The following is a 15,570-nucleotide window of genomic DNA, read 5'->3' as shown; positions in this document are numbered from 1 at the left end:
TGGCAGACCTCACGACAAGGTTGTCAAGTTTGTTGCCTCGCATCTTCCTAACCTCTTGCGAGGAAATGACTTTCACGCCCTGAGCAGTATACACCCAAACGTGTGAGCCTTGCGATCCAGCGTAACTCTCCATTCGGTCACAGGCGTCGATTAAGTCCTTGCGTTTTATATTTGTGTCTAGTTTCGCTTGCACGAATATTGACTTGTCAAATACACCCGGTCCCCCAACTTCCGTGTTATCGAGCTTGTCCTCTAAGCGCTGCCCAAGTCTGGATGTAATGTCGGCTTCTTGCGTTACTCGATGTCCTAACATCGGGTCAGAATAGAGGTCGCGAACTATGCTATCTACCGCTGATCCCAGTCTGTCCATTATCAGGCCCCGGCTGTAGTCGCTAAGCATATCCCCCCACCTCGCAAACTTCATCTATTTAAACCGTTCACCGCAGCGCGTCTGCACCGCAGGTTGGTCCGAAACTGATAAGCATACGATTGGCGATCAGAGGCGATCGTCTGTACAGATGCTGCAGGACCATTTGTTATGGGCAAGAAATCAATCGAAAAGCGAGGGCGCTCGATGGCTGACGACAATCTCCTGTACGCATCTTCGATTTGGGCGATAGGCACTTATCAGCGCTTCTGCTCCAAATTCTGGATAGGCTCATTGTAGGCGGGATCCAGAGCGACATTTAGCAGGTGCGCTAGTCGATAACCTGCTTTTCTTACCCGTTCCTGGGCCACAGCTTCGAACTGGTTCAAGTACGCCTGGCTCACACGAATGGTTCGCTTACCCTTCCTTTGTGCGGTTGTGAATTCGATTGCAAAGCCAGCCATCAGTAAGCAGCTGTGTTCATTGATGTTGCAATGATTTTGTGACTAACTCTTCCAAATGGGGGAGAAGACATGTCGCTGCAGTTTCGGCACAGTTTCAAAGTATTTCCGGGGTTTCGCATTAACGTCAGTCGTTCGGGATTGAGTGCTTCAGTTGGAGCGCAGGGCGCAACGCTAAACTTCGGCAAAACGGGTATCCGTTCAACGATTGGAATTCCGGGTTCGGGATTGTCCGTTTCTAATTATACGCCGTATTCTACCCCGGAACCGCCCCCTGTTCCAAATCATCCAGGTGATGCGTCGAGACCCGCCATTTCGCGGCCGCAGGCGATTGCGTCAGCTGCAATTGAGAATTTGACAAGTGCTTCGCTGGTCGACGTTCAACGAACATTGATGCAAGCAAGAGACCAGGCAACACAGATCCAACGAAAGCTTCAGGACGCGATAGCTGCCAAGGGTAATGCCGAACGCGAGTTGGACCGGCGATCTCGAAGCATTTTTCGATTTTTTTATAAAGCGAGGATACGAGGGCTGCTGGAGAACCTACCAGCGCTAGACGAAGAAGTCGCAGAACTGATGGATTGGAAACGAAGCAGCACTGTAGAGCTTTCGTTCCAAGCTTCTGACGAGGCCAAGCGGGTTTACGGAGATGTCGTCCGAAAGTTTTCGGCTTTGCGAAATGTGTCGAAGGTTTGGGACATAACCGCTGAAGCACAGGTAGATCGGGTCAAGGCGAGGTCTATCGCGACTCGAAGTTTAGATCGCAAGCCAGCGCGATTGTTGATGGACAAGAGCGCCTATATCAAAACTGACACGAACACGCTCGTCTTTGAAAACAAGAATGGCGAAGACATCAAGATTCTGCCGGGTGTCGCCGTGCTTGAACGGGCCGATGGTGCACTTGCTCTTGTTGATCTCCGTGATGTCATTGTCGAATTTGACGTCGTGAACTTCGTCGAGGACGAGGTGGTACCGAGCGACGCCCATGTCATCCGTAAGACCTGGGCAAAGGTGAATAAGGATGGTTCACCAGACAAACGCTTCAACGACAATTACGAAATTCCGGTTTGCCAGTACGGCCAGCTTGTTCTTACGAGTCAGACAGGTATCCGGGAAGAATACCAGTTCTCAAATGCGCTGCCTGCGAGAGAATTCGCTGAAGCTTTCGCTTCCTACAAAAAAGCTCTTTCGAACTCGGACGACCGCATGTCGCCCGACATTTCTAAGCTTGCGATCAAGCCGACCAAAGCCAGCCAGGTCGACGGCACAAGCCAGATTCACTTTGATTTCGAGTTTCACTGCGCTGCCTGCGGGAGCTATGTCATAAGCGTCCCCGATGATCGCGCTGACCACGGAGGGGTTTCATGCTCAGACTGTGGCGCTGAATTTGGGAGTTTCAGCGAACTCAAAGAGAGAGCGACGGAGATTGGAAAGACATGGCTCGCCGATGGATCGTTGACCCTTTCAGCATCTACGAAACATTGAGCCATCGGACGGAAAATGAATTGGGCGACAACATATACAAGCTTAGGCGGTTATAAAAAAACAAATGGCAAAACGTTTTCAGGCACTTAACGACCTTTGGCAAACGGTTCGCGAAGCAAGCCACGATTTCCGTGCTTCGACCGATATTTTTCCAAGCTTCAACGTACAGCAAACAGCCAAGACACTTGAGCTGCAAGCGCATGGTGTGAAAAACGGCACAGAGAACCGGCCCACCAAGGCGGCTCGCGGCCTTGACGAAGTAGAGCAGCGTATCGTCTCCCAAGTGGAAGATGAGAAGAAGACGAGCTACCAGACCCTGGTCGATCAATTCAACCTCTTTTCCGACCGGATCAGAAGCCTCGACTTCGAAGGACAGTTTTCGATGATCCGTCAGGTCAATGCTTCCACATTTTCCGAATTCAAGGCTGCAGCCTCCGAAGGCGTCGATCAGTTGCACGGACTGCGTCGCGATCTCACCGAGGCCGAAGATGAGATGGACGCCTTCAAGAAGCGCCATAAACTGGAACGCGCGGCAAAGGTCAGCAGCGGTGCCCATACAGGTTTCAAAGTTTCGCTGATCGTCTTCCTGCTGTTGCTGGAGACGGTGCTGAACGGCAGCTTCCTGGCCAAGGGCAGCGAACAGGGTATCCTTGGTGGTGTTACGGAAGCGGTCACCTTTGCAGTCATCAATATCGGGTCTGCGCTGTTGCTCGCATTCTGGTGCGTCCGCTGGCTCCTGCACCGGAACTACTTCCTTAAGTTCCTGGGCTTGATCGGCCTCCTGACCTACATTGGGATCGCGGTATTTTCCAATCTGGCGCTAGCCCACTACCGCGAGGTTTCTGCCGTTGTCGTTGAGGGAGCCAGCCAGGCGGCACTGGCGGCACTCTGGGCAAACCCGGTCGGCTTGAAAGACCTCAGTTCCTGGACGCTATTCGGTATGGGTTTGATCGCATCGCTCATCGCTTTCATTGACGGCTGCTTACTGACCGATCCCTATCCTGGTTATTCGGGCGTACAGTCTCGGCTCGACAGGAGACGATCACTCTATGTTACCCGGCGATCCGATTTGATCAACGAGCTTCGCGATGTCAGGGATGACCACAACGAGAAGGTCGAGGAGATTATCCGGGACCTGAACGAGCGCCGGGCAGAAGGCCGCGCTATCATTCATCATCGGGCTCTTTGCGTCGATCTGTTCAAGGAACACCAGAATCAGCTTGAGAGGGCGCTTAACGCCCTACTCACGATCTATCGAGACGCAAACCGGGCAGCCCGAACAGAGGAAGAGCCAAGGACCTTCAGTACCCCCTACAAAATGGATCGTATTGCTCCGTTGAAAGGCCTGCCAGACGAGTGGAACGACGCGGAACTCAGCAAAAAAATCGACGTCGCTCAGAATGAGTTGACCGAGCAGATCAAGCAAATCCGCGCAGAATTCGAGCTTGCCATCGAGCGCTATCACCAGTTGGACAATCTTTTCCCGGAGGGCACGAATGGCCAGACCCAAGCGCAGACGGCGTAAAGCCGAAAGCAATTTTGGACTGATATTCGGTACAGTCGCGCTCGGTCTGGCTTCAGTCGCCATTCTTGGTGGGTACGGCTATCTGAAGTATTATCGGGGTGGTTCGCATGTCGCTATCGATAAGGCGAGCCTTTGCCCCGTTGACGGGCCGAAAGAGATCACCGCAATCCTGCTCGACGTTACTGATCCAATATCCCCGACGACAGCGACCGATCTGAGGAACAATTTTCAGGACACGGTCAATACGGTAACGGTCGGTGGCTTGATACAGGTCTATGCGCTGACGGATGTGACGGGCGAACTGAAACTCACTTTCAGTGGCTGCAATCCCGGCAGCGGTGAGGATGCGGATATCTGGACCAGCAATCCAAGGCTCATGCAGAAACGTTGGGAAGAGGGCTTCGAAAAGCCACTCAAGGACCTTGCGGACAGCATGGATCAGGGGGTTGAAGGCAAACAGTCGCCGATCATGGCGGGCATCCAGAAGATCAATCTCGACGTCTTTGGCAACCCGGCCCACAAAAACATTCTCAAGCGGCTTGTGATCGCGTCCGACATGATCGAGTACACCAAGAGTTTCTCGATGTATGCCACCGGTCCCGATTACGAGAAATTCCTCAAGAGCCCGGCAAGGGACGAATATCGTACCTCGCTGGCAGGGGTGACGGTTCGGATGCTAGTGTTCCAGCGGCCAGGTCTGAAGTTCACCACAAGAGAAATCGGTGAGTTCTGGGGTGAATGGGTGACCGCAAACAAGGGAAGCTGGGGCGGTTACGTCAGGCTGGAGGGCATTAAATGACGGCAACAAGCCGTGAGACCATTCGAGACATCGTCCGCAATAAGGGGCCGCTGGTTGTCTTCGCACTCCTGACATTTGGTGGAATGGCGTTCATCTGGACGGCTAAGCTGTTTGAGTGGGACACGGTCTTCGTCACGGCGTTGCCGATTGCTCTGATGTTGACCTACTTCACCATTGCATTCGTGGCGCAGGGGTTGCGGCTTCATAACGAGCAGGCGGGCGACAACCTCTATTACATGGGGTTCCTGTTCACGCTCTCCAGTCTTGGCGTCTCGCTCTATCGGTTCGCTGGGGACGTCTCGATTGAAGATATCGTCCAGAACTTCGGCATTGCGGTCACGTCCACAATCGTTGGCATCACGCTTCGCATTCTCTTCAACCAGATGCGTCGCGATCCGCTGGATATCGAGCGGCAAGCACGAACCGAGCTTTCTGATATGGCCCGAAAGGTCCGTGCCGAATTCGATTCCTCTGCACGAGAATTCTCGACTTATCGCCGCACCAGCAACCAGATGCTTTCTGAAGGCTTTGGCGAAATCGCCGAGCAGGCGGAAAAGAACGGTGAAGCAATCTTAAAAATGCTGGAAATGCTGTCGACAGAATCCGTCAAGCCTATCCAAGAGGCCGCAACGAAGATGGCTTCAATTCTTGATGCGACGAACAAGGTTCTCGAAGAGCGCACCCGGGCCACTGCCTACCTTGCCGAAACCGCGTCTGAAAAGCTTGAGTCCGCTTCCGATAAGCTTTCCGGCATCCTTGTGAAGTTCGGTGAGCGCGTGGATGCTATTGGCACCAAGCTCGATGAGATGCAGTTGCCGAGCGAAGTCATAAAACTCGAAATGCGCCCGGTGCTAACCGTCATCAAGGAACTGGGAGCGGTTCAGTCACAGAGACTGTCCGAAGCGGCCGAAAGCAACCGCGTCCAGACCGAGAAACTGACCGCTGTACTGGAACCGCTAAACCTGTTGCCGGAGCGCCTTGAAGCGTCTACGAAGCTACTGGCGGGACTTCCTGGCCATCTTGAGACACAGTTGAGGCCGCTTGGCCTGATCCCTGATCGCATCATGGCCTCGACTGAGCCGCTTGCGCAGATGAGCGAGAACATCGGGCGCACCTTGGCTTCGATTGAAGTGACGGTATCGAGCATGGATGATGCGGTGACGAGACTCGATCTTCTCGTCAATGACGTCGGCCGCAATGTTGGCGACCTCGCAAATCATATCGCTGAGCTGAAACGTCCGGCACCTGAAATGCTGCCCGAACCGGTGTTGTCTGATTTCGCCTTCAATGAAGTTGCAGACGGCAGGACAACTCTCCTTGACCGCATCATCGACGCTGCGGATGGCCCAGGCTCGATTACATCACAACCCGCCACTATCGACGGCGAGACGGTCGACCACCTGCCGGAGGTGGCGACAATCGGACCTCCAGGCGGAGGCAACGGTGAAACCGAACCCAAGAAGGGTTGGTTCAAGTGGCGCGAGTAACCGAGCCTGCCGTCCGACTTGAGCACAAGGGATATAACCGAGGGCTGATCCTTGGACTGACTATGGCAGAATCCATGCTGCTGTTGGTATTCTGCCTGCTGCTGGTCGCGGCCGCGATCATCAAGGCTGAACGGGATCGCGCCAATACGGCAGTCAATGAGTTGCACATAGCCAACTCGCTAATCACCACCTTAGAGAAAGAGAAGAACGACGCGGTTGCGCAAAACAAACTCCTCAAAAACCAAATGTTGCAACTCGCCACTGTCAGCCTGTCGCCAGCGGAAAAGAAGAAATTCGAAGATGAATGGCGGGAACTGGACTTGGCCAAACAGACCGTCGAAAAGCTTCGTGAACAGGGCTTGTCTCCGGAACGGCTTGAAAAATTGCAGGCGACCCTCACAGTCCTCGAAAAGAACGATCTCCTGAATGAGGACCCGAAGGTAGTTGAAGCCCGGCTCGAAAAGCTCAAAGCCGATGAAAAAGACCTGGCAGAACTGATCGAGACGCTCGCATTGGCCCAGGCCGAACTCGGCAACGCCCGATTGGAATTGGAGAGCGCCAGGGACCAACTCGCCGCCAGCAAGCCCCACGAGTGGCCGCCGATTATCAATCTGAGCGAGGCCAACAAGAACTTCTTCCGATCTGGAAGCGCGGAATTGACACCCGAGTTCGCAGACAAGCTTCGGGGAATGATCTCGAACGAGATTTCCGACAACCTCGAAAAATATCAAGTTGATATCATCGAAGTGATCGGCCACACGGACGAGCAGCCGCTTGCGCGAGCGTCATCGAACCTCGACGAAACTTATATCGACGTGATCGATGGCAAGAAGTCCATCGACAAGGTTCTGCCTGCCGACAATGCAGGGCTCGGGCTTGCCCGCGCAATCGCGGTAACCAATATCTTGAAGACCAATCCGAAGCTTGCGAAGGCAACGATCCTGCCGATGTCTGCCGCCCAGCTCATATTGCCGGGCGACATCCTGACGACTGGCCAACTCGGCAATGTGGAGGCTCGACGCCGGATCGAAATTCGCATTCGACGCAGGAACGTCCCGCAGACACCTTAAAGGGCTAACGACCCCATTGGGGCGCACGCCAGCCCGCCTGAACGGCCTCGCCCTCGGTGCAGAACCAGCGCTCCCCCTTTGCGACGTTGACCTTCGTGCGCTTGTACCAGGGCGACCATGGCGCGTGGTAGATATGGCCTTTCTCCGAGATATTTCCCTTTATTGGGCAACCGTTTGGGCTTTCCTGTTCCGCGCCTGCCCATTTCTCCGCACGATAATCCCATGGAGCTTGGGTGTCGGCCTGCCAGATGCCGACGCGTTTGGCATGCGCGTCGTCTTCTATGGACGCGTAGTCGGTCGAGTATTTGCGAAACGCCCAGGCTTTGCCTGTCATCACCATGGTTGCGTTGATGTCAACATCCCCGACCTTGCAGACACCTATCGTCCGGCCGTAGCCATCCTGCCCTCGATCATCGCAGACTGGCTCTGCGCCTGCCAAAACTAGAGATTCAAGCTCGGCGATGGCGACTTGGCCGCAATTCCACTTCTTACTACCGGCCCCGTTACATTTCTGCCCGGCTTCTGGCGCGTCAATTCCATGAAGACGAATGGTGACATCGTTCTTTTGAATGGTATCGCCGTCTATCACTCTGAGCGAGCTCGCTTCCGCTTTTCCACTGCCTATAATGAACGCCACCACCAAAACCGACCCAAACTTCACTGTATCCGCCGCTGGCTTTTGCATTTCACGAATTCTCTTTCACGCGCTGATCGCGCACCTGCTCGACTCGATCTGCGCGATTGTATCGAAGTCGTTGCGTTAAGCTATGGTTGGAGAGGGAACTTTGTCGGCCTGGCTCATTGCCCCACTGACGCATTCATTTGCAAAGTTGGCGAGGCCGATGCCATTGAACCGCTGCCGGGCAACTACACCCCAGATGCGGCTAGGGCGCGCGACGTTTTCAACAACACCATTTATGAGGTCTATGCCCACGACCAACATCCTGGAAGCAATGGGCGGCGCTAACAATGTCATAGTAGCACGCGCAGCCTTTGAAGCCCTTAAGCAGTCATCGCGCCCAATCGGCGGCTATCAATGCGCCATGGCGCCCATGAAACAGGCGCGGCGATAGGGAGAACCGAGACCATTTGAAACTTGAGACGTTCGCCGGAGTGATTTCATCTAATCAGCCAACCAAGCGTAGCGTTGCGCAGCGCAGCGCTGTCAATCCGCGCTGCCGCACAAAGTCTCGCATGGACTGCCGTCACCGTCACGGTCGAGCCTGCCGCCCCACGGACAGTTTTCGAGATACCAACGTGCCTCGTCACATGATTGTATCTTCGAACAGGTTTTGCGTGGTGAGCATTCCTGTGCTGTGACAAGGGCAGGCGTTGCCAACAGAAGGCCGGCGACCGCCACTGAGGCAATCAATTTTCGGTTTAACGGCATTCGGGCAGCGAGAGCGGATTATCGTTCCATTGGCCGTCGGCGTAGGTCCGAAGGTACTTGCCGGTCGCACGATTAATGATGCCGATGGCGCCGCGATTGCTGTCCACGCGAGTGTAGAACGTGTGCGCTTTGCGCTCTATCCAGGCGATCACATCCTGGCGCATCCATTTGCCGGACGAATTGCCTAAGTGGGTGATACCCTCATATGGGTCATTACGCGGAATTTTCTTGATGCAGGTAACCTGTATGTCGGCCATCTTATCCTCGTCCGAAGGTGACCGCCGGAGTGTGGCAGGATTCAAACTAGAGTCAAGGTTGCATAATACATCGCCATTCCGGCGGTTACGGCATCACAAAGTTGGCTGGTACGCTTGTTGATCGGGCATCGTAAACACCGCTACATTTTGGGCAAATGGCCGCCTGCCTATTGCCGGCATTCGAACTGTCAGACTGCGAGGACGCGCAATTCAAATCACGTTTCACGTTTTCGACCCACGGGTCGTTGAAAATCTGCTGGATTGAGGAGCCGTCGATGAATGGCGTGAGGAAGACGTCGCTACCAGGTTGGAGAATAGGCGTGGGGCCGCATATCACGCGAAGCTCTCGCATGCGTCCAAGAAAGCAGGCAAAGCTAAGCTCAAGTCGGAATGGGGACCTGAGGATGCTTCCTCGAAATTGGCCGGATGGGACGATTTCGGGCGGGACGGACTCCTCCGCTAGCGTGGGGCGAAAGTGCAGGTCGCCAGGCCGCTGAGATCACGTACAATCCCTTCTTTCGGCGATATCTATCGCCGAGCCATGGCGGCGGGGCGCGTGCGAAGTTGGCTTGCAAGTTCAGCTACGACGGTCTCCAACGCGTAGGGCTTGGAAAGGAAAATTACGCCTGCAGGTAAGGCATTTTCAGGAGGTATCGCCCGACCGGACGTGACTATGATTCCCATCGTTCGGGAAAATCCTGCGACCATGTCGACCAAGTCTAGACCGGAAAGTCCTCCGGGCATGTCGACATCGGTTACCACAGCATGGACATCGTACTTGGCTAGCATGGCAATCGCTTGAAGGACTGTTCGGGCCTCGACTACGGCGTAATCTTCGTCCTCGAGGGCGGACACAAGCGCGAGCCGGATCAGGGGTTCGTCCTCGACGACGAGTACTGTGAGTTTAGATGACATCGTGATCGCCTGTCGCTCGTTTTGAGGGGCAACTCACCTCGATCGTTTCCAATCGATGCGTGGCCGACAGTCTTTGCTAACAATGTTAATAAAATGCGAAGCACCCGATTGGCTATGGCGGTTGAGCTCGCCCTGGAGAGAATTATCGTCAGGTTCGAGGTCGCGGAGGAACTCGCCTGTGGACCAGAAGCTCAACATTAAGGGACTTATCATGGGTGCCGATACAGTCTTAAGCAAAAGCGACATGGCTGTATGCTTGTCATTGGGTCCAAACGGACACTGCGAGGCGGGTGCCGACCAGTTGGACTTGGCGAGCCGAAAGGAACAACTTGAGCTGCATAAACTTCTACGGTGATGAGAAACACAATCCGCCACCTAGCCCTTTCGACAGCTCTGACTCTCTGCAGTCCGGCTTTCGCTGCTTCGATCGACGCGCAAGCTGTCAACAGTGCCGATATCGCCGCCTTGCCAGGTGAAGCGCCAAATGCAACACCCTCCGAGCCTGATCCCGCCATTGTCCATCTTCAGGTCCTGCTCGATCGAGCTGGTGCTTCGCCAGGAGTGATCGACGGATACTTCGGCGAAAACCTCAGCAAGGCTGTCGCCGGGTTCGAGGCAATGCGGGATATGCCGGTCGATGGGAAGCTGGACAACAAGGTGCTGGATAGGCTTGAGGACAAAGTGCCTGTCATTCAGGCCTATGTAATCACGGCAGATGACGCAAAAGATTTGGTTGAGCGCATTCCAAAGGATTACGCGGAGCAGGCCAAAATGGAGCACCTGGCCTATACCAGCGTCGAGGAAAAACTCGCTGAACGGTTTCACATGGATGTGGGCCTGCTTAAGGCGCTCAATCCCGCTGCTGGCTTCACTCCAGGCGAAAAGATCGAAGTAGCTATGCCCGGCGCGGCAAAGTCCGGTACGGTCAAACGGATCGAAATTCGCAGAAAATCTGGAGAAGCCTTCGCGTTTGCGGAGGATGGATCGCTGCTCAGCGTGTATCCCGCCACCATCGGCAGTGAAGACTCCCCTTCCCCCAAAGGTACCCATAAGGTGAAGGGTGTCTCACGCATGCCAGTTTATTCCTACAACCCAAAGGTCAATTTCCAACAAGGCGAGAACAAAAAGGCATTAGAATTACCAGGCGGTCCTAATGGTCCTGTTGGCACGGTTTGGATTGATCTGACCGAGCCAACCTACGGCATTCACGGAACGCCTGAGCCGGAACTCATCGACAAGGTCGGTTCGCATGGATGTGTTCGTTTGACCAATTGGGATGCCGAAGAGCTTGCAGGCATGGTCAAGCCGGGGGTTGCTGTCAAATTCATCGACTAGCGAGCGTTACCAATCCTCCTGGAGTAACGACCGGTTGGCCGCCGCGCTATCACAAGGATGTCAAGGCAAAATTGGTGGGATGGGCGCGGCAAAAAATATTGTGTCTGCAAATGTTAATCCTCTACAACATCTGCATGTTGACCTTACCGGGGCCGATCATCACCTGCACGTCGACGGGCGCGCCTTCGATCCCCTGGAATGCAACCGTCGAAACCCTTGCCACCATCGCCGATGCCCCTGAATTTCCCGCCAAGCCAGCTGAAATGCACGTTTTAGCAGTTAACGATTGCAATCAAGCATGGATTATGGAATAAAACAAGAACAATTTACGAACAAAATCGCGACATGGATGCAATTCGGTTGTATCTGGTTGTGCGATGAGAACAAGCCCATTCAACCGGCGACTCGCCACGCGTGTATTCGTAAGCGTCAGGCGCGCTTGCGCTCGATGGCGTCCCACATCAGTGCCGCGACATCGACGCCACTGAAGCGCTTGACTTCGCGGATGCCGGTCGGCGAGGTGACGTTGATCTCGGTCATGTAGTCGCCGATCACGTCGATGCCGACGAAGATGAAGCCCCTTTCTCGCAAAGCAGGACCGATACGGGTGCAGATTTCGCGTTCGCGGGCGGTGAGCTCGGTATGTTCCGGCCGGCCGCCGGCATGCATGTTGGAGCGGGCATCATTCTCGGCCGGCACGCGGTTGATCGCGCCCACCGGTTCGCCATCGACAAGCAGGATGCGCTTGTCGCCCGCCCGCACATCAGGCAGGTATTCCTGCGCGATGAAGGGCTCGCGGAACATCTGGGCGAACATTTCCATCAGCGATGAGAAATTGCGGTCGTCGCGCGTGGAGTGGAAGACACCGGCGCCGCCATTGCCGTAGAGCGGCTTGAGGATGATATCGCCCATCTCGGCGCGGAAATCGGCGATTTCCTTGGGGTCGCGGGTGATCAGCGTCTTCGGCATCAGGTCGGCGAATTCGGTAACGAAGATTTTTTCCGGCGAGTTACGCACCCAGGCGGGATCGTTGACAACAAGCGTCTTCGGATGAATGCGTTCGAGCAGGTGGGTGGCGGTGATATAGGCCATGTCGAACGGCGGGTCCTGGCGGAGCAAGACTACATCCATGGTTGAGAGGTCGATCTTCTCGGGCTGTCCGAGCGTGAAATGATCGCCCTTGACGTCGCGCAGTTCCATCGGTTCGGCGGTCGCATGGATCTTGCCGTCGCGCATCGAGAGCTGGTTCGGCGTGTAGTGGAACAGCTTGTAGCCGCGGGCCTGCGCCTCGAGACTCATGGCGAAGGTCGAGTCGCCCGCGATATTGATGGAAGACACATGGTCCATCTGGACGGCGACATTGGTGATCCGCGCCATATTCAATCCCCTGAAACAATTTCGGCTGGATGCAACGCCGGACGGAAAACCGCTTCACACTTTTCCTGGCGTTGCCCCGAAGTTCGCATGATGTAGGACGCGGCACCGGCCAAGGCAAGCCCGTCAGGAGCTAGCTTTTACCACATCGATACGCCTACCGGTGCCGGTCGCGAAATAATGCACGTCCGCCGGGTCGATCGCCAGGTCGATCTCGCCGTCGAAATCATCTTCGAGCGCGGTCGCGACGACGAGTGGCTGGCCGTCGATCACGCCATGCAGCAGGCGCTGGGCGCCGAGTTCCTCGACATAATCGAGCTTCATGGTGAAACTGGCGCCGCCGGGGGCGGCGATGGTCAGGTCTTCCGCGCGCATGCCGAGGGTGACGGTTGCATCTCCGTTCGAAGCTTTCGCGATCGCCTGATCGCCGAACTTCCAGCTGCCGTCGCTGCGCGTGGCATTCAGCAGGTTCATCGCCGGCGAGCCGATGAAACCGGCGACGAAGGTGGAGGCGGGCTTGTGGTAGATATCGAGCGGGCTGCCGATCTGCTCGATCTGGCCGGCATTGAGCACCACCAGCCGGTCGGCCAGCGTCATGGCTTCGAGCTGGTCGTGGGTGACATAGATCGAGGTGGTGCCGAGCCGGCGCTGCAGCTTTCGGATTTCGCCACGCATCGAGACGCGGAGCTTGGCGTCGAGATTGGAGAGCGGTTCGTCGAACAGGAAGGCGGCCGGCTTGCGGACGATGGCGCGGCCCATGGCGACGCGCTGGCGCTGGCCGCCGGAGAGTGCGCGAGGCTTGCGCTCCAGATAGGGTTCGAGTTCCAGCATTTTCGCTGCTTCCGCGACGCGGGCCGCGATCTCGGGCTTCGGCGTACCACGGTTCTTGAGGCCATAAGCGAGATTGTCGTAGACGGTCATATGCGGATAGAGCGCGTAGTTCTGGAACACCATGGCGATGTCGCGGTCGGCCGGATCGGTCTTGTTGACGACCTTCTCGCCGATCTTCACCTCGCCCTTCGAGATATCCTCGAGGCCCGCGACCATGCGCAGAAGCGTCGATTTTCCGCAGCCGGAGGGTCCGACCAGCACGATGAACTCGCCATCGGCAACATCGACCGAGACGCCGTTCACGGCGGTCATGCCGTTGGAGTAGATCTTTGAGACCTGGCTGATTTCTATACGCGCCACAGCGGCATCCTTTTGAATTGCATGGCTACTTGTCGCTCTCTGTGAGGCCCTTGATGAACCAGCGCTGGAAGATCACGACGAGCAGGACCGGCGGCAGCATGGCGAGCACGGCAAGCGCGAAGGCCTCGTTGTAATCGGGGATCTGCGAGCCGATCCACACTTGCAGGATCGATTTGATGCCGCGCATCAGCGTGTAGAAGCTCTCGTCGGTGGTCATCAGCATCGGCCAGAGATACTGGTTCCAGCCATAGACGAACATGATGATGAAGATCGCCGCGATCATCGTGCGCGAGATCGGTAATAGGATATCGATGAAGAAGCGGAACGGCCCCGCACCATCGATGCGCGCGGCTTCGAGCAGTTCATCGGGCACCGACATGAAGAACTGGCGGAAATAGAATGTGCCGGTGGCGGATGCCAGCAGCGGCACGATAAGACCGGTATAGGTGTTGAGCAGATGCAGGTTCGACATCACCTGATAGGACGGCACGATACGGACTTCGAGCGGCAGCAGCAGCGTGGTGAAGATTACCCAGAAGGAGAAGGTCGCCAGCCGGAAGCGGAAATAGACGATCGCGTAGGCCGCCAGCATGGATAGCACGATCTTGCCGAGTGCGAAGCCGATGCCGAGGATGAAGGAATTGAGCAGCATGCGAGCGCCGGTCACCTCGCCAGTGAAGCCGCCCTTCTGGGTGAGCACTTTGGTATAGGTCTCTTCAAAATGATTGCCCCAGGAGAGCATCAGGCCCTTGGAATGAATTTCCGCCGCCTCGTGCGTCGAGGTCATGAAGGCGACAAGCACGGGCGTCACCATCAGCAGGCAGCCGAGGATCAGGATCAGGTGGTCGAGAGGCTTGGTCTTGTACATGTCCGCCGCCCTCTCAATTGTAATGGACGCGCCGCTCGATGAAGCGGAACTGGAGAATGGTGAGCACGAAGACGACGATCATCAGGATCACCGATTGCGCCGACGAGCCGCCGATATCGTTGCCCCGGAAGCCATCGAGATAGACCTTGTAGACCAGCGTGATCGGATTGTTGGCGGCCTTGTCCTTCACCATCACGTCGATGACGGCGAAGGTGTCGAACAGCGAATAGGTGACGTTGATGACCAGCAGGAAGAAGGCGGTGGGCGCGAGCAGCGGCAGGATGACGGTGAAGAAGCGTTTCAACCCGTTGCGGCAGTCGATCAGGGCCGCCTCGCGCACCGAGACCGGAATGCCCTGCAGGCCAGAGAGAAAGAAGATGAAATTGTAGGGGATCTGCTTCCAGACCGATACGAAGACCATGGAGAAAGCCGTGTCGAAGTAATTGAGCCCGACCTTCATGTCCCAGCCGAGATAGCCGGCGATCTTCACGAACGGGCCGATATGCTGGTCGAAAAACATCATGCCGATCAGGCCGGCGACCGGCGGGGCGATGGCATAGACCGAGATCAGCAGCGTCTTGTAGGCGGAGGCGCCGCGGATCACGGCATCGGCCTTGATTGCCAGCAGCAGGCCGATCGACAACGCGAAGAAGGTCACCAGCGCGGTGAAGATGGTCGTGAATTCGGCGATCTTCAGATATTGCGACGAGAAGATCGCATCCGAATAATTGGCAAACCCCACGAAGGTCGAGCCGAAGCCGAACGGGTCCTCGATATAGAAGGAGGATTGCACCGCCTGCACGGACGGCCAATAGAAGAAGATGAAGATCACGGCGAGCTGCGGCGCCAGCAACAGATAAGGCAGAGTGGGCGACGAGAACTGCACGCGCTTCATGAAAGGACTTTCGGGCGTTGAGAATCGCCCCTCATCCGGCTGCCGCCACCTTCTCCCCGTGAAAACGGGGAGAAGGGATTTGTGGCACGGATGGCGATCCTGGCGTCCCCTCTCCCCGCGAGCGGGGAGAGGGTCAGGGTGAGGGGCAACC

At 56.0% G+C, this 15,570-nt stretch carries 14 protein-coding genes and 2 pseudogenes; 7 read left to right on the top strand and 9 right to left on the bottom strand.

Translation table 11 applies throughout. The annotated features are described in order from the left end of the window. Window positions 1–900: 900 nt before the first annotated feature. The 5 genes from IHQ71_RS28380 to IHQ71_RS28360 all read left to right on the top strand — a co-directional run bounded on the left by IHQ71_RS28380 (window position 901) and on the right by IHQ71_RS28360 (window position 7,194). Window positions 901–2,313, top strand: a complete 1,413-nt coding sequence (locus IHQ71_RS28380) for a DUF4236 domain-containing protein (protein ID WP_258159735.1) — start codon at window positions 901–903, stop codon at window positions 2,311–2,313. A gap of 64 nt (window positions 2,314–2,377) precedes the next feature. Beyond that, window positions 2,378–3,838, top strand: a complete 1,461-nt coding sequence (locus IHQ71_RS28375) for a hypothetical protein (protein WP_258159734.1) — start codon at window positions 2,378–2,380, stop codon at window positions 3,836–3,838. Continuing rightward, window positions 3,810–4,637: a hypothetical protein gene (locus IHQ71_RS28370; RefSeq protein ID WP_258159733.1), complete on the top strand. Its 828-nt coding sequence runs from the start codon at window positions 3,810–3,812 to the stop codon at window positions 4,635–4,637. The genes IHQ71_RS28375 and IHQ71_RS28370 overlap by 29 nt, the downstream gene beginning before the upstream one ends. Further along, on the top strand, window positions 4,634–6,124 hold the full coding sequence (locus IHQ71_RS28365; RefSeq protein WP_258159732.1) for a hypothetical protein: 1,491 nt from the start codon (window positions 4,634–4,636) through the stop codon (window positions 6,122–6,124). The genes IHQ71_RS28370 and IHQ71_RS28365 overlap by 4 nt, the downstream gene beginning before the upstream one ends. Before the next feature lie 62 nt (window positions 6,125–6,186). After that, on the top strand, window positions 6,187–7,194 hold the full coding sequence (locus tag IHQ71_RS28360; RefSeq protein WP_258159731.1) for an OmpA family protein: 1,008 nt from the start codon (window positions 6,187–6,189) through the stop codon (window positions 7,192–7,194). Between the two features lie 4 nt (window positions 7,195–7,198). Here the strand turns inward: IHQ71_RS28360 and IHQ71_RS28355 are convergent, their stop codons facing one another. The 3 genes from IHQ71_RS28355 to IHQ71_RS28350 all read right to left on the bottom strand — a co-directional run bounded on the left by IHQ71_RS28355 (window position 7,199) and on the right by IHQ71_RS28350 (window position 8,841). Then, complete coding sequence (locus IHQ71_RS28355) at window positions 7,199–7,879, bottom strand: thermonuclease family protein (protein WP_258159730.1); 681 nt, start codon at window positions 7,877–7,879, stop codon at window positions 7,199–7,201. A 480-nt stretch (window positions 7,880–8,359) separates the two neighbouring features. Next, complete coding sequence (locus tag IHQ71_RS32100; protein ID WP_374989931.1) at window positions 8,360–8,584, bottom strand: excalibur calcium-binding domain-containing protein; 225 nt, start codon at window positions 8,582–8,584, stop codon at window positions 8,360–8,362. Further along, window positions 8,575–8,841 (bottom strand): DUF3892 domain-containing protein, encoded by a 267-nt coding sequence (locus tag IHQ71_RS28350; protein WP_258159729.1) that lies wholly within the window; start codon window positions 8,839–8,841, stop codon window positions 8,575–8,577. Before IHQ71_RS28350 ends, IHQ71_RS32100 begins: the two co-directional genes overlap by 10 nt. Before the next feature lie 154 nt (window positions 8,842–8,995). Here IHQ71_RS28350 and IHQ71_RS28345 point away from each other — a divergent pair. Beyond that, window positions 8,996–9,304, top strand: a pseudogene (locus tag IHQ71_RS28345) (hypothetical protein); the annotation flags it as partial. 65 nt (window positions 9,305–9,369) lie between these two features. On the opposite strand, the gene IHQ71_RS28340 reads toward IHQ71_RS28345, so the two are convergent. Next, window positions 9,370–9,756, bottom strand: coding sequence for a response regulator (locus tag IHQ71_RS28340; protein WP_258159728.1), 387 nt, complete (start codon window positions 9,754–9,756; stop codon window positions 9,370–9,372). A 354-nt stretch (window positions 9,757–10,110) separates the two neighbouring features. Between IHQ71_RS28340 and IHQ71_RS28335 the strand changes: the two genes are divergently transcribed. Beyond that, window positions 10,111–11,091: a L,D-transpeptidase gene (locus tag IHQ71_RS28335; RefSeq protein ID WP_258159727.1), complete on the top strand. Its 981-nt coding sequence runs from the start codon at window positions 10,111–10,113 to the stop codon at window positions 11,089–11,091. Between the two features lie 124 nt (window positions 11,092–11,215). On the opposite strand, the pseudogene IHQ71_RS32095 reads toward IHQ71_RS28335, so the two are convergent. From IHQ71_RS32095 to IHQ71_RS28315, 5 genes and pseudogenes are all read right to left on the bottom strand, one after another. Beyond that, window positions 11,216–11,317, bottom strand: a pseudogene (locus tag IHQ71_RS32095) (ATP-binding protein); the annotation flags it as partial. Between the two features lie 203 nt (window positions 11,318–11,520). After that, the gene (gene gshB / locus IHQ71_RS28330) at window positions 11,521–12,468 is read right to left on the bottom strand and encodes a glutathione synthase (protein WP_258159726.1); all 948 of its coding nucleotides are present in this window, start codon (window positions 12,466–12,468) and stop codon (window positions 11,521–11,523) included. Between the two features lie 123 nt (window positions 12,469–12,591). Next, window positions 12,592–13,656, bottom strand: coding sequence for a sn-glycerol-3-phosphate import ATP-binding protein UgpC (locus IHQ71_RS28325; protein WP_308737886.1), 1,065 nt, complete (start codon window positions 13,654–13,656; stop codon window positions 12,592–12,594). Between the two features lie 25 nt (window positions 13,657–13,681). Then, complete coding sequence (gene ugpE, locus IHQ71_RS28320) at window positions 13,682–14,524, bottom strand: sn-glycerol-3-phosphate ABC transporter permease UgpE (protein WP_258159725.1); 843 nt, start codon at window positions 14,522–14,524, stop codon at window positions 13,682–13,684. Window positions 14,525–14,537: 13 nt separating this feature from the next. Next, entirely contained in the window at window positions 14,538–15,419 is an 882-nt protein-coding gene (locus IHQ71_RS28315; protein ID WP_258159724.1) for an ABC transporter permease subunit, read from the bottom strand. Window positions 15,420–15,570: the final 151 nt, after the last annotated feature.

This window comes from Rhizobium sp. TH2 (assembly GCF_024707525.1).
In the GTDB taxonomy this organism is placed as follows: Bacteria; Pseudomonadota; Alphaproteobacteria; order Rhizobiales; family Rhizobiaceae; genus Rhizobium_E.
The sequence above is the reverse complement of the archived record's forward strand: the minus strand, read 5'-3'. Positions and strand labels throughout refer to the sequence as shown.